Consider the following 26254-nt stretch of genomic DNA (forward strand, 5'->3'; position numbering starts at 1 on the left):
GAGCCGGGGATGGCGGAAAGCGGGACAGGAGGGCCGGCCGCGGCGAGTCAGCCATGGAGGGCTGACCGAGCCGAGCAGCCATCCCCGGCTCGGGGCCAGGCTGTTTGGCGAAGCCGGCTTTTCACGACCATCCACGTTTCGTCAGGAACCTCACTTCCCGCACTCCGGCCAAGCGCCACAAAGAGGCACGCGTCGCTGACGACGCGTGCCCTTGCCTTGCATGACGCCGCCAGGCGGCGCTGCCGCGATGGCGATCAGTGCATGGACATCAGCAGGTCCACATCGCCGCCAGCGGCGGTGGTGTTGACCGTCACGCAGTACTCGGCGCAGAAGCGCGGCAGGTAGTTCGGGCCGCCGGCCTTGGGGCCGGTGCCGGACAGGCCTTCGCCGCCGAAGGGCTGCACGCCGACCACCGCACCGATCATGTTGCGGTTGACGTAGATGTTGCCGACCTCGGCCTGGGCGGCGATGGCCTGGGCGCGGGTGTCGATGCGCGTCTGCACGCCCAGGGTCAGGCCGTAGCCCAGCCCGTTGATCTGCTCGACCAGGGTCTCCACCTCACCCTTCCAGCGCAGTACCTGCAGCACCGGTCCGAAGATCTCCTCGCGCGCCTGCTCCAGCGAGGTGATCTCGAAGGCCACCGGGGCGATGCTGTTGGCCGGCGCATCGGCCGGCAGCGGCGCGCGCGCGATCAGCTTGCCGCGCGCGGACAGCGCATCGATCTGTGCCTGCAGCTTGTCGTGGGCCTCGGCATCGATCACCGGGCCCAGGTCGCTGGAGAGCTTGCTGGGGTCGCCGACCTGCAGCAGCGACAACGCACCGGACAGCATGGCGATCACGCCATCGGCGATCTCGTCCTGCACGCACAGCACGCGCAGCGCCGAGCAGCGCTGGCCGGCGCTGCGGAAGGTGCTCTGCACCACCGCATCGACCACCTGCTCGGGCAGGGCGGTGGAGTCCACGATCATGGCGTTGAGCCCGCCGGTCTCGGCGATCAACGGCACGATCGGGCCGTCCTTGGCCGCCAGCGTGCGCGCGATGGACTTGGCCACCGCGGTGGAGCCGGTGAACACCACGCCGGCGATCTGCGGGTGCGCCACCAGCGCCGCGCCGGTCTCGCCAGCGCCATACACGCCCACCAGCGCGTCGCGCGGCACGCCGCACTCATGCAGCAGCGCGATCATGGCCGCGCCGATCCCCGGGGTCTGTTCGGCCGGCTTGGCTGCCACCGCATTGCCGGTGACCAGTGCAGCCACAACCTGCCCTGCGAAGATCGCCAGCGGGAAATTCCACGGCGAGATGCACGCCCACACCCCGCGTCCGGCCAGCGAATAGGTGTTGCGCTCGCCGGTCACGCCCGGCAGCACCTGCGGGGCCATCAGCGTGCGCGCCTGCTGGGCGTAGTAGCGGCAGAAGTCGGCCGCCTCGCGCACCTCGGACACCGCATCGCCCCAGGTGCGGTGGCCTTCGCGCACGATGCGCGCGCACCACACCGCCAGGTCGCGCTCCAGCACGTCGGCGGCCTGCTCCAACGCGGCGGCGCGCTGCTCGACCGGGGTGGCGTTCCAGGCCTTCTGGCCCTTGGCCAGGGTCTGCACCAGCGCATCGACCTGCGCCAGCGGCGTGTCGGCCGGGCGCGGCACCGTGGTCTGCGCGTAGGGCGCCAGCAGCGCATCGGACAGCGCCTGGCAGGTCACGTCGGTGCCGGCGGTATTGCGCCGCGTGGGCAGGATGTCCAGCGGCAGGGTCACGCCGCTGCGCTGCTCCAGGCGCAGCGGCGAGGCCACCAGCGCACTGGCCGGCAGGCGCGTGTCGGCCAGCTGATGGACGAAGGAGGAATTGGCGCCGTTTTCCAGCAGGCGTCGCACCAGATAGGCCAGCAGGTCCTTGTGCGGGCCCACCGGGGCGTACACGCGCAGGCCCACGTCCGGATACTGCGCGTAGATCTGCTGGTACACCGCCTCGCCCATGCCGTGCAGGCGCTGCAGCTCGAACGGCACGCCGGCCTGTCGCGCCATGTGCAGGATCGCGGCGATGGTGCCGGCGTTGTGGCCGGCGATCTGCGGATAGATCGCATCAGGCACGGCCAGCATCGCCCGCGCGCAGGCCAGGTAGGCCACGTCGGTGTGGTGCTTGTGGGTGAACACCGGGAAGGCGGCCAGGCCCAGCTCCTGCGCGCGCTTGATCTCATAGTCCCAGTACGCGCCCTTGACCAGGCGCACCATGAAACGCATGCCCAGCTTGCGGGCAATGCGGGTGACTTCCTCGATGGTGTGCAGCGCACGCGTCTGGTACGCCTGCACCGCCAGGCCGAAACCGCGCCACTGCGGGAACTGCGCGGCCACCTGGGTGGCCACCGCCTCGAACACGTCCAGCGACAGCTCCAGGCGCTCGCTTTCTTCGGCATCGATGGTCAGGTTGAGGTCGGCTTTGGCCGCGGCCAGCGCCAGCTCGACCACGCGTGGCACCAGCACCTCGAACACGTGCGCGCGCTGGACCGCCTCGTAGCGCGCATCGATGGCCGAGAGCTTGATGGAGATGCCATCGGCCTGTTCCACCGGCACCGCGCGCTCGCGGCCCTTGGCCAGGGCAGCGATGGCGGCGTGGTACTTGTGCATGTACTCGCGCGCATCGGCATCGGTGCGCGCGCCTTCGCCCAGCATGTCGTAGGAGAAGCGCAGGCCCTTGCGCGCCTTGCGCTGCTTGCGGGCATCGTCCATGGCCTCGTCCAGGGTCTCGCCCATGACGAACTGCTTGCCCATCAGCTGCACCGCGCGCACGGTGGCGGCCACGATCGCCTTGGCGCCCATCTTGGCGAAGAAGCCGGCCTTCTGGCCGTCCTCGCCCAGCATCTTCTTGGACAGCCCGATGGCCTGGCTGGACAGGGTGGCCAGCCAGGACTGGGAGGCGCCGGAGAAATCCGCCCGGCCCAGCTGGTCGGCGGTGAGCATCATGGCGGTCTCGGCGTCGGGCACGCGCAGCAGCGCCTCGGCCAGGCGCATCAGTGCCAGCCCTTCGGCGCTGGACAGCGGGTACTCGCGCAGCAGCGTCTCCATGGCGAAGGAGGAGGGCTTGCTGGCGCGGACCTGCTCGATCCAGCCGATGGCGTCGCTGCTGGCCAGCGACCAGTCCAGGTCGCTCAGCTGCTGCAGGAGGCCGGCCAGGACTTCATGTTCCGGGCGATAGGGAAGGGGAAGCCGCATAAATCACCACCCGGGACGGAAAGCGCTGAGAATGTGGCATTCTCATCCGGAACCTGCCGCATTAAATTCGGTAGCCGCAGGCCTGGAGGACACATGAGCAAACTTCCCGCTGCGCTGGATCGCACCGACCGCAGAATCCTCGCCCTGCTGCAGCAGGACGGCCGCATCACCAATCTCAAGCTGGCCGAGGCCGTGCACCTGTCGCCCACCGCCACCCTGGAGCGCGTGCGCCGGCTCACCGCCGAGAACTACATCATCGGCTACCGCGCCCGCCTCAACCCGCAGAAGCTGGGGGTGGGGATGCTGGTGTTCGTGGAGATCCTGCTGGACCGCACCACCCACAACATCCTCGAGCAGTTCCAGGCCGCGATCAAAGACCAGCCCGAGGTCATGGAATGCCACCTGGTGGCCGGCGGCTTCGACTACCTGATCAAGCTGCGCGCCGCAGACATGGCCGACTACCGCGAGCTGGCCGGCAAGGTGCTGTGGAAACTCCCCGGCGTGCGCGAGGCCCGCACCTACGCGGTGATGGAGGAGGTCAAGAACAGCGCCGACCTGTACCTGGGCGTGTGAGCGCCGCGCCTGGCGGCGATGCCCATCCCGCGCAATGGCGGACCCAAGCGCGCCACCCCGACGTAGGGTGGACAACGCGAAGCTTGTCCACCGCCTTTCCGGCGCCGATCAAGCACGCGTCACGCGGGCACATCGTCCATGGCGCGGCGATGGTGGATGAAACAGCGTCATCCACCCTACGACACTGGGCGTGCGTTCTCCCGACGCCGGTCGCGCCATGCCTTCCTGTTCTCGGCGGCGGTGTTCGGAAGCGTCGCCACGCCCCGAGGTAGGGTGGACAACGCGAAGCTTGTCCACCAACTCTCCGGCGCCGATCAAGCACGAGTCACGCGCGCACATCGTCCCTGGCGCGGCGATGGTGGATGAAACAGCGTCATCCACCCTACGGCCCTGAGCGTGTGCGCCCCCGACGCCGGCCGCGCCATGCCTGCCCCTTCGCGGTGGCAGTGTTTGGAAGCTCGCCGCGCCCCCCCACGTAGGGTGGACAACGCGAAGCTTGTCCACCCACTTTCCGGCGCCGATCAAGAATGAGCCGCGTGCCCACCTTGCCCATCTCGTGTCTCGTGGCGATGGTGGATGGAAGAGCGCCATCCACCCTACGTGAGGCTGACAACCCACAACTTGATGGAGGATGAGCCGCGCGCACGCCTTGCCCATCTCGTCTCTCGTGGCAATGGCGGATCGAAGAGCGCGATCCAGCCGACGTAGGGTGGACAACGCGAAGCTTGTCCACCCAGGCGGGGCGCCGGCACCTGCTCAAGGAAAAGGCCGCGCCCGACCCGCCGCCTCAGGGCACCGCCTCCCAGCCCCCGCCCATGGCCGTGCAGCTCTCCGGCAGGCCGGCCAGACCTTCGGCATCGCGCTCGTAGTAGAAGCCGTCCATCTGGCCGCCGGCCATGCCCAGGCAACTGCCCTGCGCCGGGCGCGGGCAGTCCTCCAGCCACGCCACCGTGCCGGGCTTGCCGTTGCCGATCTTGCCGGAGGTCTCGGCCAGCGCGTTGCACTGCTGGCGGAACACGGCCTGGTCCTGCGTGCGGGGTGCGCGCATGCAGTCGCGCGAGCGGATGGTGCGGCCCATGAGTTTGAACTCGCCGGCGATCATGCAGGCCTGGAAGGCGTCGGCCATCGGTGCGAGCGCGTTGGCCGGTGCGGGCGTCTCCGGCCCCGCACCGGGCTTGCCAGCATCGGCAGGCGCTTCTTGCGCGTCCGCGCGGCTGCCGGCGGTGCGTCCGGGCTGCAGGCGCTGAGCGCCAGGACCAGCATGGCCACGCCGAGGCGGAAGCGGCTGCGCGATCGGTGGTCGACACGGTGGTGCATGTGGACTTCTTAGCCATCGCCGCAGGGCGCCTGCGACGTCGCGGGGATCATACGCCGGGCCGCCAGGCGCGCTCAGCCCGCCCCGGAACGGGTGTGCTGGTTGACGAAGAATCCAATCAGCTTCCATCGCCCAGACTCGCGCTGCAGGACGATTTTCTCGCTGACGCGGGCCTGGTCCAGGTCGCGACCGAACTGCACGACGGCGTACTCGCCCTCCGGCACCTTGGCGTCCACCCGGGAGGTGAAGCCGATGCCCACGAGCGCCCGCGCAGGCGAGAGGCCGTCGTCCTTCTTCACCAGCTTGATCATCTGTTTCCAGGCGAACTCACTGGTCATGTCACGCATGACAGTTCCGGCCTCGGCCCAGGTCCCTTGTGCATCGCCGCGGTCGATCATCTGCAGGTAGCGTCTGGCGGCGCGCTCGGCTTCCTCGCGCTGTGCCGGCGTCCCTGCGCTTGGCGCGGGCAGTGCGTCCTGTTGGTTGCCCGGAGAGAACGACACCGTGCAGCCCGCCAGCAGCAGGACGAGGAGCATGGCGGCGAACCATCGCCTGCCCGGTGGCTCCCAGCGCGAGGGGAGGCGTGCGGGTCGTCCGGGCGCAGCAGTTGAACGTGGCGTGTGGGCGGGTGCGGGGTCGGCAAGGGGCGTGCCCGCGGGTCTGGTGGCGGGGCCGGCCAATTGGGGGTCGTCCGTGATGTTCATCGTGGGTCCGTGCAGCGGGGTGGGTGGCAGGTGCCGGCGCAAGGCCACGCGCCAGGTCGGCGCGGCGCTCGTATCAGCATGCAACACCGCGCTGCGACGACCAAGTGCCGGCGTGGCGTCAGGGACCGGCCACGACGCTGGTGTCGTTCGTTGCTTGGCGATGGTGGATGGAGGAGCGCCATCCACCCTACGGCGTAGGGCTTGGCGCCCGATCATGGATGCGCCGCGCGCAGGTTGTAGGTTCCGCGATGGTGGATGAGGGCGTGTCATCCACCCGGCCGCGTAGGGTGGACAACGCGAAGCTTGTCCACCAATGCGCCGGCCCCGATCCAGGGAGGTGGCGTCAGCGACTCACGTCCATCGAGGCGCCTTGCACCAGGCGTTCGACGTCGGCTTCGCTGGAGTGGCTGAAATCGCCTGGCCAAGAGTGCTTGAGGCAGCCTGCCGCCAGCCCGAAACGCGCGACCTGCGGCAACGGCCAGGCCTGGGTCAGGCCGTGCAGGATGCCGGCAGCGAAGGCATCGCCGCCGCCGATGCGGTCCACCACGCCCGACAGCTCCATCGCCGGGGCGAAAGTGGCCTCTTGGCGCGTGCAGATGCTGGCCGAGAGCAGGTGGTGGTCGCTGGCCCTGGCCTGGCGGTGGGTGCAGGCCACCCATTGCAGGTGCGGGAAACTGGAAAACGCCAGCGCGGCGGTGGCCTGGGCGTGCTCGAAGGCATCCTGGTGCGGCGGCACCTGCTGCCCCAGCACCACCGCCAGGTCGCGGTGATCCACGAACAGAATGTCGGCCAGCGAGAACAACTCGCGCAGCACGCCTGCGGCATCGCCCTGCCAGCGTTGCCACAGCTGCGGGCGGTAGTTGCCGTCGAAGCTCACCCGCACGCCCTGCTGCCGCGCCTGGCGCGCCGCATCGCGTGCCGCCGCGGCGCTGTCGGCGCCCAGGGCCGGGGTGATGCCCGACAGGTGCAGCCACGCGGCGCCTTCCAGCAGGCGTGGCCAGTCGAAGGCCGCAGGCGGGGTGTTGGCGAAGGCCGAGCCGGCGCGGTCGTAGACGACCTGGCTGGGCCGCTGCATGGCGCCGGTGGTGAGGAAGTACAGGCCCATGCGGCCCTCCCCGCAGTCCACCGCGGTCGTGTCCACGCCGTGGCGGCGCAGCTGCCCCAGCGCGGCCTCGCCCAGGGGGTTGTCCGGCACGCGGCTCACCAGGGCGGCGTGGTGGCCGAAGCGGGCCAGCGACACGGCCACATTGGCCTCGGCGCCGCCCACGTGCGCCTCCAGCATGGGCGACTGCAGCAGCGGCTGGCGTCCGGGCGCGCCCAGTCGCAGCAGCACTTCCCCGAAGCAGACGAACCTGAAAGCCTGCGGCATCTCCCTCTCCTCCAATGACCAGCGGTGTCATCGCATTATCCGCATGGCACGCGCGCGCGGTCCAGTCCGGCCCAGCCCCCAGCCGCGCCCAGGCCTACGACCAAAGCAGGAGCGCCAATCCAGGCTGTTGCGCTGCAAGATGCCTGGCCTGACGGCACCTGCTACTTTTTTTTGACCAGCGGTGTCATTCGCAGCCATCGGCTGACCGCACCGCAGATTCATGTTGCCCTGGGAGGGGACCCACATGGCTTTCCGCACGCAGAAAAAAAAGACACCGGTTACCTTGCTCGCTGCCTCGATCGCAATGGCGCTCTCGGCCGGCACGGCCTTCGCCCAGACCGTGCCGGAGGGAGGCACGCAGGACACGGGCGCCACTGAGCTGGATACGGTCACGGTCACCGGCTACCGGGCCAGTGTCGAGAAGGCGATGGACATCAAGCGCGCCGAGAAGGGCATGGTCGATGCCATCGTCGCCGAGGACATCGCCAACTTCCCGGACCTGAACCTGGCCGAGTCGCTGCAGCGCATCCCGGGCGTGGTGATCACCCGCGACGCCGGCGAGGGCCGCAACATCTCCGTGCGCGGCCTGGGCCCGGATTTCACCCGCGTGCGCATCAATGGCATGGAGGCGCTGACCACGGTCGGCAGCTCGGACCAGAGCGGCGGTTCCAATCGCGGCCGCGGTTTCGACTTCAATGTGTTCGCCTCGGACCTGTTCACCCAGCTGGTGGTGCGCAAGACCGCCTCGGCCGATGTCGAGGAAGGCTCGCTCGGCGCCACGGTGGACCTGAAGACCGCCCGGCCGTTCGACTACGACAAGTTCACCTTCGCCGCCAGCGGGCAGGCGGCCTACAACGACATGTCGCAGAAGGCCAACCCGCGCCTGGCCGCGCTGATGGCCAACACCTGGGCCGACGGCACCTTCGGCGCGCTGATGTCGGTGGCCTACACCGAGCGCGAGGTGCTGGAAGAGGGCAGCAACACCGGCCGCTGGGCCAATGGCCCGGCCAACAACGGGTTCAATCCGGCTTCGCCCTTCACCGACGCCAACCGCGCCGACGTGTTCACCCCGCGTTTCCCGCGCTACACGCAGATGATCCACGACCAGGAGCGCCTGGGCGTGACCGGCTCGCTGCAGTGGGCGCCAAGCGATGCCACCGAGTTCTCGCTGGACGGCCTGTACGCCAAGATCGATGCCAAGCGCACCGAGCGCTACATCGAGGCGATCAGCTTCAGCCGCGGCCGCTCGCAGAACGGCAAGCCGGAGATGATCGTCAACGACGGCTACGTCGATCCGCGCACCGGGGCGCTGCTGTACGGCCAGTTCGACAACGTCGACGTGCGCTCGGAGAGCCGCTATGACGAGTGGAACACGGTGTTCAAGCAGGTCACGCTCAATGGCGAGCACCGCTTCAGCGATGCCTTCAAGATCGATGGACAGATCGGCACCTCGCGCTCCAAGCACGAGAATCCGATCCAGACCACCATCATCATGGACAAGCTCAATGTCGATGGTTACAGCTACGACTACCGCGGCAACAGCCGCGCGCCGGTGTTCGACTACGGCATCGACCCCACCGACCCCAATGGCTGGACCCTGGCCGAGCTGCGGCTGCGCCCGCAGTACGTGGACAACACCTTCGACACCGGCAGCCTGAACTTCGACTGGAACTTCGGCCCGTCCTTCAGCCTGAAGGGTGGCGTGCTGGCCAAGGACTACACCTTCAGCACCCGGGAGCTGCGCCGGGCTTCGGAGGTCACCGTGCCGGCCTTCGCCAATGGCACCCGCACCGTGCCGGCCGAGTTCACCCAGCTCACCAGCCTGGGCGGCATCAACGGCTCGCCCGGCACCTGGGTGGTGCCCGACTTCAACGCGATCGCCGATGCGCTGGACATCTACAGCAACGCCGGCACGCTGGCGCTGGCCGAGCGCGCGGTCAACACCCGCAGCGTGGAAGAAAAGCAGAACGGCGTGTGGCTGATGGGCGACTTCGGCTTCGACATCGGCAACGTGCCGATCTCGGGCAACCTGGGCGTGCGCTACGTGGAGACCAAGCAGGAGGCCACCGGCTACGCCACGGTCAGCGGCACGCCGGTGCAGACCACGGCCAAGCGCAAGTACGACGACACGCTGCCCTCGCTGAACCTGGTGGCCGAGATCACCCCGGATTTCCTGGTGCGCTTCGGCGCGGCGAAGGTCATGTCGCGGCCCGGCCTGGGCAGTCTGACCCCCGGCGTGACGGTCAACGTCGCCGGTGGCGCGCGCACGGTCAGCGGCGGCAACCCCAACCTGGACCCGATCCGCGCCAAGACCGCCGACCTGGGCTTTGAGTGGTACTTCAACGAAGGCGCCATGCTGGGCCTGGCGATGTTCTACAAGGACATCGAGAGCTTCGTGCAGACCGCGCGCACCGTGGCCCCGTACAGCAGCAGCGGCCTGCCGCTGAGCCTGCTGGACGGTACCGGCGCCGGCCCCAACGACGACTTCACCTTCAGCGTGCCGCTCAACACCCCCGGCGGCGAGCTGACCGGTGCGGAGTTCAACTACACCCAGCCCTTCAGTTTCCTGCCGGGCAAGTGGCAGAACTTCGGCGTGCAGCTGAACTACACCTTCGTCGATTCCAAGATCCAGTACCTGACCAGCACCGGCGCGGCCTCGCTCAAGACCGATCTCACCGGCCTGTCCAAGAACGCCTACAACGGCACGCTGTTTTACGAAGGCGAGCAGCTCAGTGCGCGCGTGTCCTATACCCACCGCGACGAGTACCTGACCCAGGTGCCGGCCACGGAAGCGGGCTTCGATGTGCATGGCATGAGCGCGGTCAACACCGTGGACGCGTCGGTGAGCTGGCGGATCGACGACAAGCTGGAGATCAGCGTAGAGGGCATCAACCTCACCAACGAGCCTTCGGACGAATGGGTGGGTGCGGCTTCGCAGCTGCCGCTGCAGTACACCGAGACCGGACGCCAGGTGCTGCTGGGCCTGCGCTATCGCTTCTGATGCCGCATCGCTGTTCGACCATGGTGCAGTGGCGCCGGGCCCCACGGCGCGGCGCATGATGGCCGGTGCCTGGCCACGCGCCAGGCACCACACCGGCGGGCCGCGCCTGCCTGCGGCCTGGCCGGCCACTTCCAGACAGGACGCGTGTTGCCGACATGATCCAGATGCTTCGCGGCTGCGGTCGCTTTCTGTCCGTGGCCGTGCTGGCCCTGGTCGCCGCGGCGCCGGCCTGGTGCAATGAGGCCGGGTTGCTGTTCCGGGTCAGCGCGGACCACGGGTTCGACGCCGACGTGGCCGGCGGGCAGGCCGTGCCGAACTTCCGCGACAAGGTGCGCCTGGTGGAGGACGGCAAGTCGGGCAAGGCCATCCAATGGGCCGATGACGGTGTGCTGGCCTGGAACGCGCCGGGCAATGTCTACGCCCAGCGCGGCACGCTGTCCTTCTTCTGGCGTGCGCGCGACCCGCTGGGGCAGGCGCCGTTCGTGGTCTTCCGTATCGGCTATGCCGATCACAGCAGCTGGGACATGGCCTGGCTGCGCATCGACTGGAACGGCCAGGGCTTCGATGCCTTCGTGACCGACGCCAACCTGGCGCGCAAGCGCGTGTCCTTCAGGATGACCACGCCACCGGCGGCCGATGCCTGGACGCACCTGGCCTTCAGCTGGGACGAAACCCAGGGCGTGCGCCTGTACGTCGATGGCAGGGAGGTGGGGCGCCGCGAGGGTCCGGCCGACCTGGATGCCGGGCTGGACCAGCTGGGCCTGGCCGGGCGGGTGCTGGCGCCGCACCAGGTGCAGAGCCGCTACAACTTCCTGCGCGGCAGCGATTTCGATGAGATCCGCGTCTACGACCGCATGCTGGCGGCCGGCGACGTGGCCGCGCTGGCGCGGCTGCGCGAGCCGTCGCCGCCGGCGGGCCAGGCCTGGCAGCAACAGGCCGCCCAGCAGGCATGGCGGCACCGCTACGGCTGGGACCATGCGCTGCCCCCCGCGCTTCAGGGGCCGGCCACGCGCATCCGCAAGGTTGAGTTCGCCGATGCGCGCGACCTGAAGGCATGGATGTACAAGGCCACCGATGGCATCGCCGAGACCACCTGGCCCGGCGTCTACAACCGCTCGCGCCTGGAAGGGCGCGACGACTACTTCCAGCTGCCCGACTGGAATACCTACGTCGAAGGCGGCAAGGCGCTGGCCCTGACCCTGCCGGACGAGCCGTTCAACCGCATCGAACTGCGGGGCGCCGCCTACGGCCAGGCGCGCTGGCAGGCCGATGAGGCCGCGCCTGCGGTGACACTCTTCGAGCGGCCCGAGGGGGTGGTGCGCACCAGCGACGCGCTGCCGGAGCGACAGGGCGGCACGTTGACCTTCACCAACCGCGCGCAGGAAACGCCGATCCAGGAGATCGCCGCCTACCAGGTCGATGCCGTGCCGGCGCCTGTGGGCAGCGCCACGCTGGAGTACAGCATCGATTCGCAGGTCGCGCCGGACTACGCCAACCTGGAGGCGCTACGTGCCTTCATCGACGGGCGCTACCCGGCGCAAGAGCGCAGCACCGTCATCGCCCTGCCCAAACGCGCCCCGGCGCGCAAGCGCGCGGTGCCTGCGACCACACAGGCCATGGCGCCGATCGTGCACGTGCTGGTGCCCTCCACCCTGGGCGATCCGCCGCCGGATGAGCCGCTGATGCGCAGCTGGGCCTATGGCTGGACCAACATGCACGATGGCCTGGATGGCATCGTGCTGGAGCTGCCCGCGCTGGCGCTGCCGGCGCTGGCCGATGGGCTGATCCCGCTCAACGTGCAGGTGCGCGACCCGATCTGGCCGGCCCGCCACTTGCTGGACATCAGCGTCTCGGTGCGCCCCGGCCAGGCGCAGACCCTGTGGCTGGACCTGCGCGACCGCATCCTGGACGACAGCAGCCTGGCGCTGACCATCGCCTCGGGCGCGCCGGGCTTTTCCGCGGCGTCGTTGAACGGGGCGCGGCTGCGCCTGGTGTTCAAGCCGCGCGCGCAGGCCATCGCCGAACACGTGGCCGACCGCTTCAACCAGGCGCGCGACAACTGGGCCTTCCTGGTGGAAGAGCACACCACCTCGCGGCGGCAGCTGCTGTACCGGCGGCTGGAAGGCGACATGCGCGACCTGCTGCGGGTGGATCCGGACCACGCGCTGGGCCGGGCGCTGTGGAACGACATCAGTTATTCCAACCAGGCGCCGGTGCCGGTGGACCTGCCGGAGCCGCCCGAGGGCGTGCCGGCCTGGGCGTTCTGGCAGACCGAGAGCCTCAAGCGCTCACGGCAGTTCGTGAACTGGTGGATCGACCAGCGCCAGGTCGACTACGGCGATTTCGGTGGCGGCATCTCCGATGACAGCGACCTGGTGCAGCAATGGCCGGGCCTGGCGCTGATGGGCGTGGACCCGGACAAGCTCAATGCCTCGATGCTGGCGCTGTCCGATGCGAACTACCGCAACGGCATGTTCACCGGCGGCCTGTCCACCATCGAGACCGACGAGCTGCACGCCTACGAAGAAGGCATCAACCTCAACAGCGCGCTGCTGCTGCTCAACTGGGGCGATCCGCGCACCCTGGAGCGGATCATGGGCACGGTGCATGCGCTGACCGACATCATCCGGGTCAATCCGCAGGGGCACCTGCTGTTCTCCAGCAACTGGTTCGGCGGGCGCAAGGTGTATCGCGAGCCGCGCTGGCAGTGGCAGAAGCCGTACAACTTCCCGATCCTGCACCCGGTGCTGCAACTGGGCGCCTACAACGCCGACGCCACCAGCCGCGGTCTGGTGACCGGCCTGGCCGATGGCTACCTCGCCCACGCCAGTACCGATGGCGAGGGCCGCTGGACCCTGCCCAATGAGATCCAGTGGGCCACCGGCCAGACCCGCGGCGGCGAGCTGTGGGATGGCAGCGGTGGTGGCGACACCTTGCAGACGTTCTGGGCCGCCTGGCGCTTCTCCGGCGATGCGCGCTACCTGCGGGTGCTGGATTACCGCGTCGCGCGCAGCGGACCGACGGGCCTGGAGGTACTCAACGAGAACGCGCTGGATGCCTTGGACAGGCGCGCGGACTGGGGCGCGGCGCTGGTCGGCGCAGCGGCGGCCAGCGATGCGCCGGGCTTTGCCCGCCACGTCGCCTGGGAAGCCAGCGGCGACACCGGCCAGCTGGCGGCGCTGTATCGCAACGAGACACGGCAGAAGCAGCGCGATCTCTACCTCAACACCGACGGCCAATGGTGGAGCGACCGCGTCGAATCGCCCACCGAGCTGCTGCAGCGCGCGCGCCTGGGCGGCGTGGCGCTCAAGCGCAACCAGACCTGGGCCGGACACACCGTGAGCTGGCGCTTCGACGATCCGCAGGGCGCGGTGAAGGTCGGATTGCTGTTGCCCCGGCCCACGCGCGAGCGTTTCACCGTGATCGCCCACAACCTGGGGCGCACCTCGCAGCGCGCGCGCATGACCACCTGGAACGTGGCCCCCGGCCTGTGGCGCCTGCGCGCGGGGAACGATGCCGATGGCGATGGCCGCATCGACGGCCGCGAGCAGGTGCGGGAGCTGATGCTGGAGTCCAGTGCCGAGGTGGTCCTGGACTTTCCTGCCGGCAAGACCCAGGTGCTGCACTTCGAGCGCGTGCAGGCGGCCGACAGCCTGCCCGAGCAGCGCGCCGACGTGGGCATCGGCCATGGCGATGTCCAGCAATGCCAGGAGCGCTTGCAGGTCACCGTGCACAGCCTGGGGCATGTGGACGCGCCTGCCGGCGAGGTGCGGCTGGAAGATGCGCGTGGACGCGTCCTGGCACGCGCCGGCTTCCCGGCCCTGCCCGCGCCGCGCGACCTGCAGCCGCGCCATGCGCAGGTGGTGTTGCCGCTTCCCGCCGGCTTCCAGCGGCCCGGCGCGCGCCTGCGCCTGGTCACCGAAGGCGATGTGCCGGAAGTGACGCGCTTGAACAACGTGCTCGATGCCGAGGCGTGGCAGGGCGCGTCCTGCAGCCCCGGCGAGGCCACAGGCATCAACTGAGCGTGAGCCGCAGCGAGGGTGGATGAAAGCGCGTCGCCCCACGTAGGGTGGACAACGCGAAGCTTGTCCACCAGCGCGCCGGAGTCGGGTCAAGGGTGCGCCCACGTCCACATCGTTTTCTTTCCTGCGATGGTGGATGGAAGAGCATCATCCACCCTACGTGATATTCAGGCCGAATCGCGCGATCAGGTGTGCGCCGGACGCTCGCCGTTCTGCAGCGATGATGGATAAAAGCGCACCCCACGTAGGGTGGACAACGCGAAGCTTGTCCACCACCGCGCCGGCGCCTGATCAAGGGTGCGCCCCACGTCCACATCGTTATCTTTCCTGCGATGGTGGATGGAAAAGCATCATCCACCCTACGTGATGCCCAGGCCCAATCGCGCGATCAGGTGTGGGCCGAACGCCCGGCGTTCCGCACCGATGGTGGATGAGAGCGCGTCACCCCACGTAGGGTGGACAACGCGAAGCTTGTCCACCAGCGCGTCGGCGTCGAGTCAAGGGTGCGCCCCACGTCCACGTTGTTTTTTTCCTGCGATGGTGGATGGAAGAGCGTCATCCACCCTACGTGATGTCCAGGCCCAATCGCGCGCTCAGGTGTGCGCCGAACGCTCGTCGTTCCGCGGCGATGGCGGATGAAAGCGCGTCCCACCGGAGGGTGGACAACGCGAAGCTTGTCCACCAGCGCGCCGGCGTCGGGTCAAGGGCTCGCCCCACGCCCACTTTGTTTGTTTCGCTGCGATGGTGGATGGAAGAGCGTCATCCACCCTACGTGATGCCCAGGCCCAATCGCGCGATCAGGTGTGGGCCGAACGCCCGGCGTTCCGCACCGATGGTGGATGGGAGCGCGTCGCCCCACGTAGGGTGGACAACGCGAAGCTTGTCCACCAGCGCGTCGGCGCCGGATCAAGATGCGCCCCACGCCTACATCGTTTGTTTTGCCGCGCTGGTGGATGAAAAAGCGTCATCCACCCTACGTATAGGTTCGGACGGTTGATCAATCCAGCGCGAGCGCTTCGATGCGCTGGGACAGCCGGGTCTGCGCGCCGGGTGCGAGTTCCACCACGTCCTGCCCGGCGTTGGCCGTCTCCAGGCACAAGTAATGGCGCCAACCTGCTCCCACGTCGGCCATGCGCGTCTGCGCCTGCTCGCCCGGGTTCCACAGCACCACGCTGTCGCTGCCCCCGGTGCGCACATGGATCTTCCGCCGCAGCACCGGGTCGATCAGCGTGTAAGCCCCGCCCACACCGCCATAAATGCGGTCGACACCGTTGCGCGCGCCGGCCTCGCCCAGCGACCAGCGACCGGCCTGCACCCAGGCGGTGGTATAGCCATCGTGCTTGTCGCGGTAACTCGCCCCACCCAGCCCCTCCACCTGGACCTGACGCACATCGCCCACGCGGTAGTAGCTGTGCAGGGCCTGGGTGAAGCGCACCACCTGCGCGCTGGTGTTGGTGGTGACCAGGGTCTGCTCCAGCGCGCGCCCCACGCGCAGCGTCATGCGCAGGGACAGCGGCAGCTCCGGCAACGGCGGCGGCGCCAGGGTGACGGTCATGCTGCCATCGGCGTGGCGCTGCGCCTGCAGCACCGACCAGGCCAGCGTGCGCACCAGGCCGTGCGCCGGCATCTGCGTGGCCTGACCCTGCCGCGAAAAGTAAGGCCACAGCACCGGCACGCCGCCGCGGATCGGCTGCGGCGGCAATGTCGTGGTGGGCGAAAGCCACAGCAGATCCTGCTGCCCATGGGGCACGAAGGACACCAGCTGCCCGCCGTGGCGGGTCACCATCGCGGTGGACGCCACGCTGCGGATCACCAGCACCTCCATCCCCGCGTGGCGCGCATAGGACAGGCCGGGCATCGGCAGCTTGATGGCGTCGTGTGTCGGTACGGCCGCGGCCGGCGGCGCGAAGGCGGTGTGCGCCGGCAGCGCGTCGGCGGCCTGGTCCGCATGCAGCGGCAGCGCAAAAGCGGCAACGCACAACAGCAGCAGCGAAGGCAGGCGCGCGCTCATGGAATCAGCAACGGCCGCAGCGCGGGAAGCTGCCGGGCCAGCTCGTCGGCCACGATGGCACTGAACAGTGCGGCGCCTCCGGGCCCCAGGTGAGTGTGGTCGAAAGCCAGCTTGGCCGTGGCCATCGTGTTCTGCGCACCGGGATCGGGCCCAGGCAACGGCGGCTGCGGCGCAGTGCTGGGCGTGGCGGCCGGCACTTCCAGGCTATCGCCGTCTTGCGCCGCGGCCACCTGCGACGCACTGGGCGGGCGCTGGGCCAGCTGCATCGACAGCACCGGGCCCATGCCCTGGACCACCGCGCGGCTGCGGGCGTGCAGGTCGATCAGGGGCACCTGGTGTTGCTCGGCCACGGCACGGATCTGCGCGGCCCAGGGCGCCAGGTCATCCCGCAGCACGCCATCGTCGAACTGTCGCCGCGTCAGCGGCGTCACCAGCACCGGTGTGGCACCCGTGCTGCGGATATCGGCGATGTAGCGCGCCAGGTTGGCGGGGAACTCGGTGGCCAGGTCAGTGGAACGCTCGGGCTTGCCCGGCTGGTCGTTATGGCCGAACTGCACCAGCACCCACACGTGCGCGTAGCGCGAGCTGCGCATTTCCTCCAGCGCGATGTCCCAGGCGCCTTCGGCGCGGTAGCTGTAGGTGCTGCGCCCGCCGCGGCCCAGGTTGGTGCAGGTCAGGGCCGAGGTGACATGGTGCGCGCAGAATGCGCCGCCCCAGCCGCTGTTGACCGCGGTGGTCGAATCGCCCACCAGCACGATCTTGCTGGCCTGGATTGGCGTCGGTGCAGGCCTGACGAGCGCGGCCTGCGCGCCCAGCGGCAGGAAGGCCAGCAGCAGCGCCAGTGCGTGGTGATGCTTCATTGCGTGCCTCGCTGCAGGAAGGGCGCCTGCGCATACAGTCGGCGCTCGCCGCCGCGTGGGTCGTCCTCCAGCCGGCTGGCATCGTCGAACACCATGGTCTGCCGGCGCTCCAGCGTGTACGGCGACCAGTCGGCCAGGCCGGGATGGCGCGGATCGCCATGGCGGGCGAAGGCCAGCAGCGCGTCGGCCATGGCGGCGGCCATGGCGCGTGCGCCCGGGCCATCGCCGGTGGCCGCGCCCGGCTGGCCGACGTTGTCGAACACCAGCGGGATATCCAGGGTGTGGAAGGCGCGCCGCGACGCATGCGGGCCATCGCGGTCGTACCAGTCCAACTGGTAGGCCCAGGTCGGCGCGCCCTGGCGTGCGCGTGCCTCCAGTGTTTCCACCGCCCCGCGCCAGGAGCGTCCGGCGGTGGTGGCGGCGAAGAACACCTCCGAGGGCGTGTAACGCGGGTACAGGCGGCGGTATTCGTCGATCACCCCCTTGGTGGGCAGGTCGACGAACTGCTGGCGCTCCAGCAGCGCCGGCAGGGCGTCCCAGTCCAGGGTGAAGTGGCGCGCATCGTTGCCCAGGAACGCACGCGTCTCATCGCGCGTATTGCCCACCACCATGGGAATCTGTGCGCCCTGCGGCGGCGCATCCGGCCAGAACGGGTGCCGCGGCAGCGCCTGGCCATCGAGCACCGGGCCCAGGTACAGCGCGGTGTCTTCCACGCGCGAGGGGTCGCGCACCCGCAAGGCCCCCACCAGGGCCGCGCTCGGCAGCTGCTTTACGCGTGCCAGCTGATCCGGGCCCACCCCCAGCGCCTCCAGGTAACGCTGCGCGCGCTGGGTGGCCGCGCGCGGCCCGGCGGCGGTGACCTGCTGCCCGCTCATCGTCCAGGCGCGATGGAACAGGCCGCGCGCTGCCGGCATCGCCATCAGCGTGGCGATCTTGGCGCCGCCGCCGGACTGGCCGAACACGGTGACATTGCCGGCATCGCCGCCGAAGGCCTCGGCATGCTCGCGCACCCAGTGCAGGGCCGCGATCAGGTCCAGCTGGCCGGCATTGCCGGACTGGGCCAGGCCGGCATCGCCCAGCTGCGCCAGGAACAGATAGCCGAAGGCATTGAGGCGGTGATTGACCGTCACCACCACCACATCGCCGCGGCGGCTCAGGCGGCGGCCGTCGTAGAGCGGGTCGCTGCCCGAGCCGGTGCTGAAGGCGCCGCCATGGATGTAGACCAGGATCGGCCGCTTGGCACGATCGCCCAGCCCCGGGGTCCACACGTTGAGCGACAGGCAGTCCTCGCCGGTGGGTTCGCTGGCGTTGAGCTGGGGGCAGGCCAGGCCGGACTGCGTCGCCTCGCGAATGCCGCGCCAGGCAGGCTCGCGCTGCGGTGGCGCGAAGCGGGAGGTCGCCGTGTCGGCGCCGTAGGGAATGCCCTTGAAGACGAAGCTGGCGCCATCGCGGACGCCGCGCACGCGGCCGCTGCGCAGCTGGACGATGGGCGCCTCGGCGGCGGCACGGGCCACCCGCGGTGCGCCGGCGGCCAGCAGGCCCAGGCCCGCGCATTGCAGCAGGCGGCGGCGGGAGAGCACGCCGTGCGGCAGCGCGTGCCCGGCCGCGTCGTTCTCAGGTGACATCGGCTGGGTCATGGCGTGTTCTCCGTTTGCGGCTTCGCACGTTGCGCGTACTGCCAGCGCATCCAGTCCAGCGCCAGCTGCGGCCATGCCGCCGCCGTCAGTCCCTCGGTGCCGCGCACGCCAAAACCGTGGCCGCCCCTGGGAAATACGTGCAGTTCGGTGGACACGCCGGCCTGCAGCAGGGCCTGCGCGTAGAGCAGGCTGTTGGCGACCGGCACCGCCGCATCGTCCTGGGCGTGCAGGAGGAAGGCCGGCGGAGACTGCGCCTGCACCCACGCTTGCGGCGAGGCCGCGCGCACTGCAGCTTCGCTTGGCGCCTCACCCAGCAGCCGGCGGCGCGAGCCGGCGTGGGCCGCCTGGCCCTGCATGGCGATCACCGGGTAGACCAGCAGTTGCAGGTCTGGCCTGGCCGAAAGCGTGTCGGCCGCATCGACCGCGGCGTACACAGTCCGCGCGTGCTGCGTGGCCAGCATCGCCGCCAGGTGACCCCCAGCGGAGAAGCCCATCACGCCCACGCGCGCCGGGTCGATGGCGTAGTCCGCCGCGTGCGCGCGGATCAGGCGCAATGCGCGTTGCGCATCGGCCAGGGAGACCTGGGCCGCCTGCGCGTGCCCTTCGCCCGGCAGTCGGTAGCGCAGCACGAACAGGGTCACGCCCCCAGCCCCGGCGAAGGCCGGCACCAGCGCCGTGCCCTCCTTGTCCAGGACCACGCGCGTGTAGCCGCCGCCGGGAATCACCAGCAGGGCGCTGCCATCCGGGCGGGCAGGGCGGTGGACGACCAGGTGTGGCCGGGCGATGCGGTCCATGTAGCGGTCCGAGCGCATCGGATCGGCACTGCGCTCGACGATGCGCTCCGACCCCGGCCGGGCGTGCTCGCCCGGGGTCAGCTCGCCCGGCCAGAGCATGACGCGTTCGGACTCCGCCACCGGGGGCGGGGCCTCGGCACGGACGACATTGCCACCGGCCCACGCCAGCCACATCGCCGCCGCGACACATGCTTTCCAGCGCTGCATTTCCGCCCCTCCCAAGGTGGTTGCGACTTTGGTTCAAGCCCGTACTGTCGCGTTGCACATTGCCAATGACACCGGTTTACCATATACAGCATCACAGGCACTGTCGATTGGCAGCGCAGCATCCCTCTGCAGGCAGATACGTGAACCAGGACGCCGGAACCCCCTCCATGAACCAGCCAGATCTGGACGGCATCGCTACCCGCTTCGTGCAGGCGCGCCGCGCAGGTGAGGCCTTGCCGGCGTTCCCCGGCGAGATCCCCGATGACCTGGAGATGGCCTACCAGGTCCAGGACCGCGCCATCGCCCAGTGGCAGGACGGCATCGTCGGCTGGAAGGTCGGCTACATCGCCGCCGAGCGGCGTGACCACAGCGGCGATGACCGCCTGCTGGGCCCGATCTTCGCCGCCTCCCATCAAAATGCTACCGGTAGCATCGCGGAAATTCGCGTGTTCCAGGGGGGATTCGCGGCGATCGAAGCCGAATACGTCCTTGTCCTGGACCAGGACGCCGATGCCGCCAAAGTCTGGTCCCCCGACGAGATCGACGGCCTGGCCTGCAGGCTCCACGTCGGCATCGAGGTGGCCAGCAGCCCGCTGGCCACCATCAACCAACTCGGCCCGCGCGTGGTGATCTCCGACTTCGGCAACAACAACGGGCTGATCGTCGGGGCGGAGATCGCCGACTGGAAGACCCTGGACGAGGCCACGCTGAAGGCGGAAACCTTCATCGAAGGCCAGCGGGTGGGCACCGGCGGGGCGCCTTCGCTGCCGGGCGGGCTGCGCACGGCGATCGCCTTCGCGCTGCGGCGCTCGGCCCAGCGCGGCCGGCCGCTGCGCAAGGGCGACCTGATCGCCACCGGCAACGCCACCGGCATCCACGACATCGCCATCGGCCAGCAGGCGCTGGTGCGGTTCCAGGGCTATGGCGACCTATTGTGTAAGGCCATCGCGGCGTAAATCGCCAGCGATGGGGTGATGCAACGCGCGGGAGGGCGCCATGATCACTCGCAGACAACTGATCGCCGCCGGGCTGGGGGCGGTGGCATGCCGCTCGCTGTCGGCGCAGCCGGCCGCCGAGGGCTCGCGCCTGCTGACGGCCAGCGACGTGCACGTGGCGGACTATCCCACGGTCGAGGCGGTGCGCTGGATCGGGCAGGCTCTGGAGCGCCAGACCGGCGGGCGCCTGCGCCTGCGGCAGTACCACTCCGGCCAGCTCGGCCGCGAGTCCGAGGCCATCGACATGGCGCGCTTCGGCGCCATCGACATCACCCGCGTCTACGCCGGTGCGTTGAACAACACCTTCCCGCTGACCCAGGCCCTATGCCTGCCGTACGTGTTCGACTCGGTGGCGCACCTGCGCCGGGCCATCGACGGCCATGTCGGCGACAGCATCCTGCGCAGCTTCGAGCAGCGCGATCTGGTCGGCCTGGCCATCTACGACTCGGGCGCGCGCTGCTTCTACAACACCAAGCATCCGCTGCATCACCCCAGGGACCTGCATGGCCTGAAGCTGCGCGTGGCGTCCTCGGACATCTTCCTGCAGCTGATGCGCAGGCTCGGGGCCAACCCCACGCCGATGTCGCTGGGCGAGACGTTCTCGGCGATGGAAACGCACATGATCGACGGCGCCGAGAACAACATGCGCAGCTTCCAGTCCAGCCGCCACTTCGAGGCCGCGCGCTACTGGTCCGAGAGCCAGCACTCCTACGCGCCGGACGTGCTGGTGATGTCCAAGCGCAGTTTCCAGGCGCTGCGGCCGGAGGATCGCGCGCTGGTGGTGTCGCTGGCCCGGCAGTCGGTGCCGGTCATGCGCACGCTGTGGGACGCCTCCGAGGCCACCGCGAGGCAGCAGGTGATCGCCCATGGCGTCAAGGTCAACGCGGTGGACATGCCGGCCTTCCGCGCTGCCGCCGCGCCGCTGCTGGCCGAGTACCGCAAGCAGCCGCAGATCGAAGCCCTGTACCGCCGCATCCGCGATTTCGCATAGAGGTGACCCGATGACCGAACCCGAGATCGCCACTGCGCCGGTCGCACCCATCGAGCGCGCGCTGGACCGCGTGTCCGACATCGCCATCGGCGGAGCATCGCTGGCCTTGCTGGGCCTGGTGGTGGTGCAAGGCTGGCAGGTCTTCACCCGCTACGTGCTCAACGATTCGCCCAGCTGGACCGAGCCTGTCACTTTGCTGCTGCTCAGTACCGCGCTGAGCCTGGGCGCGGCCGCCGGCGTGCACACCAGCCGGCACTTCGGCTTCTACCTGCTGGGCGAGCACGTGCCGGCAGCGGTGCGTCGGATGTTCGAGCTGATCCGCCCGCTGGCCATCATCGCCATCGGCGCGGTGCTGGCGTGGTGGAGCGCGGTGCTGCTGCTGGATGGGCTGGACATCAAGATGGCCGGCGCGCGCATGCCCCAGAGCATCAACTACCTGCCGCTGTCGCTGGGCGGCGTGCTGATGGTGGTGTTCGCGCTGTACAAGCTGTGGCGGCTGCTGCGCCCGACCCACGTGGGAGGCGCGCGCTGATGGGTATCGCGATCCTGTTGTGCACCTTCCTGGTGTTGCTGTTGATCGGCGTGCCGGTGGCCTTCGCGCTGGCGGCCGCGGCCTTGGCCACCCTGCTGTATCTGGACCTGCCGACGGTGGTGCTGGTGCAGCAGATTTCCGCCGGCAGCGGCTCGGCTTCGCTGATCGCCATTCCGTTGTTCATCTTCGCCGGCGAGCTGATGCTGCGCGGTGGCATCTCCGAGCGCCTGATCGCCCTGGCCTCCTCGCTGGTGGGGCGGGTGCGCGGCGGCCTGGGCCAGGTCAGCGTGCTGTCCTCACTGTTCTTCGGCGGCGTGTCCGGCTCGGCGATCGCCGATGTCTCGGCCGTCGGCGGCACGATGATTCCGCAGATGATCAAGCGCGGCTACGACCGCGACTACGCGGTCAACGTCAGCATGACCGCGGCGCTGGTCGCGCTGCTGGTGCCGCCCTCGCACAACCTGATCCTGTTCTCGGCCGCGGCCGGCGGTGGGTTGTCCATCGCCGACCTGTTCGCCGCCGGCATCGTGCCAGCCCTGCTGATGACCGTGGCGATGATGGTCACCGGCTATGCGGTGGCGCGCCATCGCGGCTACGGCACCGAGCCCTTCCCAGGCTGGCGGGCGGTGGCGCTGCGGCTGGTCGGCGCACTGCCCGGCCTGGGGCTGGTGGCGCTGATCTTCATCGGCATTCGCGCCGGCATCTTCACCGCCGTGGAGAGCGCGGCCATCGCCGTGGTCTACGCGCTGATCGTCACCGCCGTGCTGTACCGGCAGCTGCGCTGGGCCGAGTTCTTCGCCGCGGTGAGCCATGCCGCGCGCACCACCGGGGTGATCCTGTTCGTGATCGCCACCGCGGCGGTGTTCGGCTGGCTGCTGGCCTATCTGCAAGTGCCGGCGGCGGCGGTGAAGTTCCTGCAGGCCATCGCCGACAGCCAGCGCACCGTGCTGCTGATGATCGTGGTGCTGTTGCTGCTGCTGGGCATGTTCATGGACCTGGCGCCGAAGATCCTGATCTGCACGCCGATCTTCCTGCCCGTGGTCAAGGCCTACGGCATCGACCCGATCCACTTCGGCCTGGTGATGGTGCTGGCCGGCGGCATCGGCCTGATCACTCCGCCGATCGGCTCGGTGCTGTTCATCGGCACGGCCATCGGCAAGATCACCGTCGCTCAGAGCATGCGCACGATCTGGCCGTTCTGGCTGGCGGCCCTGTGCGTGCTGCTGGTGGTGGCCTTCTTCCCCGCCCTGTCGCTGACCCTGCCGGCCCTGCTGCGCGGCTGAGGCGGACCGGCCGTGTGCGTCACAATCCAACGGAGACCTGCCATGTGGACTCGTTCCCTTGTCGCGCTGCTGGCCCTGATCGCGGCCGTGGTGCAGCCTGCAGCGCAGGCGCACGAGCCGGTGGAGGGCGCCTGGAAGCGCGGCATCGAACAGCAGCGCCAGGCCGACCTGGGCGATGGCACCTTCCTCAACCCGGTGCTGGCCGGCGACCACCCCGACCCATCCGTGCTCAAGGATGGACAGGACTACTACCTCACCCTGTCCTCGTTCGACGCCTATCCGGGCCTGCCGATCTGGCACTCGCGCGACCTGGTCAACTGGGTGCCGCTGGGACATGCCATCACCCGCAACCTCGGGGCGATCTGGGCGCCGGATCTGGTCAAGCACCAGGGCCGCTACTACATCTACTTCCCGGCCCGCACCGGGGGCACCGAGGGTAAGCGGCGCAGCAACTACGTAGTCTGGGCCGATCACATCGGCGGGCCCTGGAGCGAGCCGGTGGAGCTGGGCCTGCCGCAGTACATCGATCCGGGCCACGCGGTGGGCGAGGACGGCAAGCGCTACCTGTTCCTCAGCGGTGGCGACTATGTGCAGCTGTCCGACGATGGCCTGCGCGTGGTCGGCACGCCCCGGCATGTCTACGACGGTTGGAAGTATCCCGAAAGCTGGGATGTGGAGGGCTATGCGCAGGAAGGCCCGAAGATCCACCGGCGCGGCGAGTGGTACTACATGACCACCGCGGTCGGCGGCACCGCCGGCCCGCCCACGGGGCACATGGTCATCACCGCGCGCTCGCGCTCGATCCACGGGCCCTGGGAGAACGCGCCCAACAATCCCATCACCCGCACCGCCAGCCGCGCCGAGCCGTGGTGGTCGCGCGGCCATGCCACCGTGGTCGAGGGACCCGACGGGCGCTGGTGGATGCTGTACCACGGCTACGAGCATGGCTTCTGGACCCTGGGCCGGCAGATGCTGCTCGACCCGATCGAATGGACCGACGATGGCTGGTTCAACGCCAAGGGCGGCGACCTGGGCAAGCCGCTGCCCATGCCCGGCGGCAGCAAGGTCGGCCCGCACGGCATGGCGCTGTCCGATGGCTTCGGCGCCGGCAGGCTGGGCCCGCAGTGGGCCTTTTACGACCCGGGACCGGACGAGCATCGACGGGTCTCCTTCGTCGATGGCGACATGACGCTGCAGGGCAAGGGCCGCACGCCGGCCGACAGCTCGCCGCTGACGGTCATCGCCGGGGATCGGGCCTACGAGTTCGAGGTGGAGATGGAGATCTCCCCCGGGGCCATCGGCGGGGCGCTGCTGTTCTACAACGACAGGCTCTATGCCGGCGTGGGTAGCAACGGCGAGGCCTTGGTCTTGCACCGCTACGGCCAGGAGCGCCCCGATGGCGGGCTGGCCCCCGGCAAGGGCGGGCGCCTGTGGCTGCGGGTGCGCAACGACCACCACATCGTCACCCTCCACACCAGCACCGATGGCAAGGCCTGGCGCAAGTACCCGGTGCAGATGGAAGTCTCCGGCTACCACCACAACGTGGCCGGGCAGTTCCTGGCGCTGAAGCCTGCGATCTATGCGGCCGGCCAGGGCACGGTGCGGTTCGACCGTTTCAGCTACCGTGCGTTAGCGCCTTCACGGTAACCGGTAGAATCGCCACTCCCCCGAGGCTGGTCCGCTCCCACATGCCCCGCAAGAAAGCCGACAGCCCGAACGCGCCGCTCGCCCCCGGACAGGCCGCGACGATCAACGACATCGCGCGCCTGTCCGGTGTGTCCAAGAAGACGGTTTCGCGGATCATCAACGACTCGCCGCTGGTGCGGCAGGACACCCGCGAGAAGGTGCAGGCGCTGATGAAGGAGCTGGGCTATGCGCCCGATCCGCTGGCGCGCGCCCTGGCGTTCCGGCGCTCGTTCCTGATCGGCATGGTCTACGACAACCCCACCGCCCAGTACATCGTGGACATGCAGTACGGCGCGCTGGATGCCCTGCGCGGGACCAGTTTCGAACTGGTGGTCCACCCTTGCGATACGCGCAGCCCCGGCTACATCGAGGGCGTGCGCCGCTTCGTGCAGCAGCAGAAGCTGCATGGCGTGATCCTGGTGCCGCGCGCCTCGGAAGACCAGGCCCTGGTGGAGATGCTCGACCAGATCGGCTGCCGCTTCACGCGCATCGCCGCCCTGCCGCTGGATGAGACCTCGGCCACGGTGGTCACCCATGACCGCGACGGCGCGGCCGAGGCCGCCGACTACCTGCTCTCGCTGGGTCATCGCGACATCGCCCTGATCACCGGCCCGTCGGCCTACCGCTCCGCGCACGAGCGCACCTCCGGCTTCCTCGAGGCGCTGGAGCGGCGTGGCCTGCGGCTGCCGCCCGAGCGCATCATCGAGGCCGGCTACACCTTCGAATCGGGCGTGGCCGCCGCCGAGAAGCTGCTGCTGGGCGGGCAGCGCCCGACGGCGATCTTCACCGGCAACGACGAAATGGCCGCCGGTGTGTACAAGGTCGCCATGCGCGCCGGGCTGACCATCCCGCGCCAGCTTTCGATCATCGGCTACGACGACAGCCCGCTGGCCTCGCGCCTGTGGCCGTCGCTGACCTCGGTGCGGCGACAGACGCGCGACACCGGCCGCACCGCGGCGGCGATGCTGATCCAGCCCGAAGGCAGCGCCCTGCGCACCGCCAGCGTGCGCCCGCACCTGGCCGTGCGCGACAGCTGCCAACCCCCCGAGCTCTGAACCTCCCGCCGGCTAC

The 26254-nt window shown here is 69.6% G+C and carries 17 protein-coding genes; 9 read left to right on the forward strand and 8 right to left on the reverse strand.

What is annotated here, in order from left to right:
• Nucleotides 1-254 precede the first annotated feature (254 nt).
• On the reverse strand, nt 255-3203 hold the full coding sequence (locus tag EPA99_RS06540; protein WP_129470421.1) for an L-glutamate gamma-semialdehyde dehydrogenase: 2949 nt from the start codon (nt 3201-3203) through the stop codon (nt 255-257).
• Between the two features lie 93 nt (nt 3204-3296).
• Here EPA99_RS06540 and EPA99_RS06545 point away from each other — a divergent pair, with 93 nt between their 5' ends.
• Nucleotides 3297-3776, forward strand: coding sequence for an Lrp/AsnC ligand binding domain-containing protein (locus EPA99_RS06545; RefSeq protein ID WP_129470422.1), 480 nt, complete (start codon nt 3297-3299; stop codon nt 3774-3776).
• A 787-nt stretch (nt 3777-4563) separates the two neighbouring features.
• On the opposite strand, the gene EPA99_RS06550 is transcribed toward EPA99_RS06545, so the two are convergent.
• From EPA99_RS06550 to EPA99_RS06560, 3 genes are all read right to left on the reverse strand, one after another.
• Nucleotides 4564-4902: a hypothetical protein gene (locus EPA99_RS06550; RefSeq protein WP_129470423.1), complete on the reverse strand. Its 339-nt coding sequence runs from the start codon at nt 4900-4902 to the stop codon at nt 4564-4566.
• A 263-nt stretch (nt 4903-5165) separates the two neighbouring features.
• Nucleotides 5166-5627, reverse strand: a complete 462-nt coding sequence (locus EPA99_RS18660; RefSeq protein ID WP_164978589.1) for a DUF4019 domain-containing protein — start codon at nt 5625-5627, stop codon at nt 5166-5168.
• Between the two features lie 511 nt (nt 5628-6138).
• Nucleotides 6139-7164 carry a sugar kinase gene (locus EPA99_RS06560; RefSeq protein ID WP_129470425.1) on the reverse strand — a complete coding sequence of 342 codons (1026 nt, stop codon included), beginning with the start codon at nt 7162-7164 and terminating at the stop codon, nt 6139-6141.
• A 244-nt stretch (nt 7165-7408) separates the two neighbouring features.
• Between EPA99_RS06560 and EPA99_RS06565 the strand changes: the two genes are divergently transcribed.
• Together EPA99_RS06565 and EPA99_RS06570 are read left to right on the forward strand one after the other, a co-directional pair.
• On the forward strand, nt 7409-10165 hold the full coding sequence (locus EPA99_RS06565) for a TonB-dependent receptor (RefSeq protein ID WP_129470426.1): 2757 nt from the start codon (nt 7409-7411) through the stop codon (nt 10163-10165).
• 164 nt (nt 10166-10329) lie between these two features.
• On the forward strand, nt 10330-14187 hold the full coding sequence (locus tag EPA99_RS06570) for a LamG-like jellyroll fold domain-containing protein (protein WP_129470757.1): 3858 nt from the start codon (nt 10330-10332) through the stop codon (nt 14185-14187).
• Between the two features lie 997 nt (nt 14188-15184).
• Here EPA99_RS06570 and EPA99_RS06575 read toward each other — a convergent pair.
• The 4 genes from EPA99_RS06575 to EPA99_RS06590 are packed head-to-tail and all read right to left on the reverse strand — an operon-like array spanning nt 15185 to nt 19696.
• The gene (locus EPA99_RS06575; RefSeq protein WP_241688300.1) at nt 15185-16198 is read right to left on the reverse strand and encodes a D-hexose-6-phosphate mutarotase; all 1014 of its coding nucleotides are present in this window, start codon (nt 16196-16198) and stop codon (nt 15185-15187) included.
• Nucleotides 16195-17058 (reverse strand): rhamnogalacturonan acetylesterase, encoded by an 864-nt coding sequence (locus EPA99_RS06580; RefSeq protein WP_129470427.1) that lies wholly within the window; start codon nt 17056-17058, stop codon nt 16195-16197. The genes EPA99_RS06575 and EPA99_RS06580 overlap by 4 nt, the downstream gene beginning before the upstream one ends.
• Complete coding sequence (locus tag EPA99_RS06585; RefSeq protein WP_241688321.1) at nt 17055-18683, reverse strand: carboxylesterase/lipase family protein; 1629 nt, start codon at nt 18681-18683, stop codon at nt 17055-17057. The genes EPA99_RS06580 and EPA99_RS06585 overlap by 4 nt, the downstream gene beginning before the upstream one ends.
• 8 nt (nt 18684-18691) lie before the next feature.
• Nucleotides 18692-19696, reverse strand: coding sequence for an alpha/beta hydrolase (locus tag EPA99_RS06590; protein ID WP_129470429.1), 1005 nt, complete (start codon nt 19694-19696; stop codon nt 18692-18694).
• 140 nt (nt 19697-19836) lie between these two features.
• Between EPA99_RS06590 and EPA99_RS06595 the strand changes: the two genes are divergently transcribed.
• The 6 genes from EPA99_RS06595 to EPA99_RS06620 are packed head-to-tail and all read left to right on the forward strand — an operon-like array spanning nt 19837 to nt 26238.
• Nucleotides 19837-20652 (forward strand): 2-keto-4-pentenoate hydratase, encoded by an 816-nt coding sequence (locus tag EPA99_RS06595; RefSeq protein WP_164978590.1) that lies wholly within the window; start codon nt 19837-19839, stop codon nt 20650-20652.
• Between the two features lie 40 nt (nt 20653-20692).
• Nucleotides 20693-21682 (forward strand): TRAP transporter substrate-binding protein, encoded by a 990-nt coding sequence (locus tag EPA99_RS06600; protein WP_129470431.1) that lies wholly within the window; start codon nt 20693-20695, stop codon nt 21680-21682.
• Between the two features lie 10 nt (nt 21683-21692).
• Nucleotides 21693-22214, forward strand: a complete 522-nt coding sequence (locus EPA99_RS06605; protein WP_164978591.1) for a TRAP transporter small permease — start codon at nt 21693-21695, stop codon at nt 22212-22214.
• Nucleotides 22214-23497: a TRAP transporter large permease gene (locus EPA99_RS06610; protein WP_129470432.1), complete on the forward strand. Its 1284-nt coding sequence runs from the start codon at nt 22214-22216 to the stop codon at nt 23495-23497. The genes EPA99_RS06605 and EPA99_RS06610 overlap by 1 nt, the downstream gene beginning before the upstream one ends.
• A gap of 42 nt (nt 23498-23539) precedes the next feature.
• Complete coding sequence (locus EPA99_RS06615) at nt 23540-25144, forward strand: family 43 glycosylhydrolase (protein WP_129470433.1); 1605 nt, start codon at nt 23540-23542, stop codon at nt 25142-25144.
• A gap of 41 nt (nt 25145-25185) precedes the next feature.
• A complete protein-coding gene (locus EPA99_RS06620; protein WP_129470434.1) occupies nt 25186-26238 on the forward strand; it encodes a LacI family DNA-binding transcriptional regulator in 1053 nt (350 codons plus the stop codon).
• The last annotated feature ends 16 nt before the right edge of the window (nt 26239-26254 follow it).

The organism is Pseudoxanthomonas composti (assembly GCF_004122095.1).
In the GTDB taxonomy this organism is placed as follows: Bacteria; Pseudomonadota; Gammaproteobacteria; order Xanthomonadales; family Xanthomonadaceae; genus Pseudoxanthomonas_A; species Pseudoxanthomonas_A composti.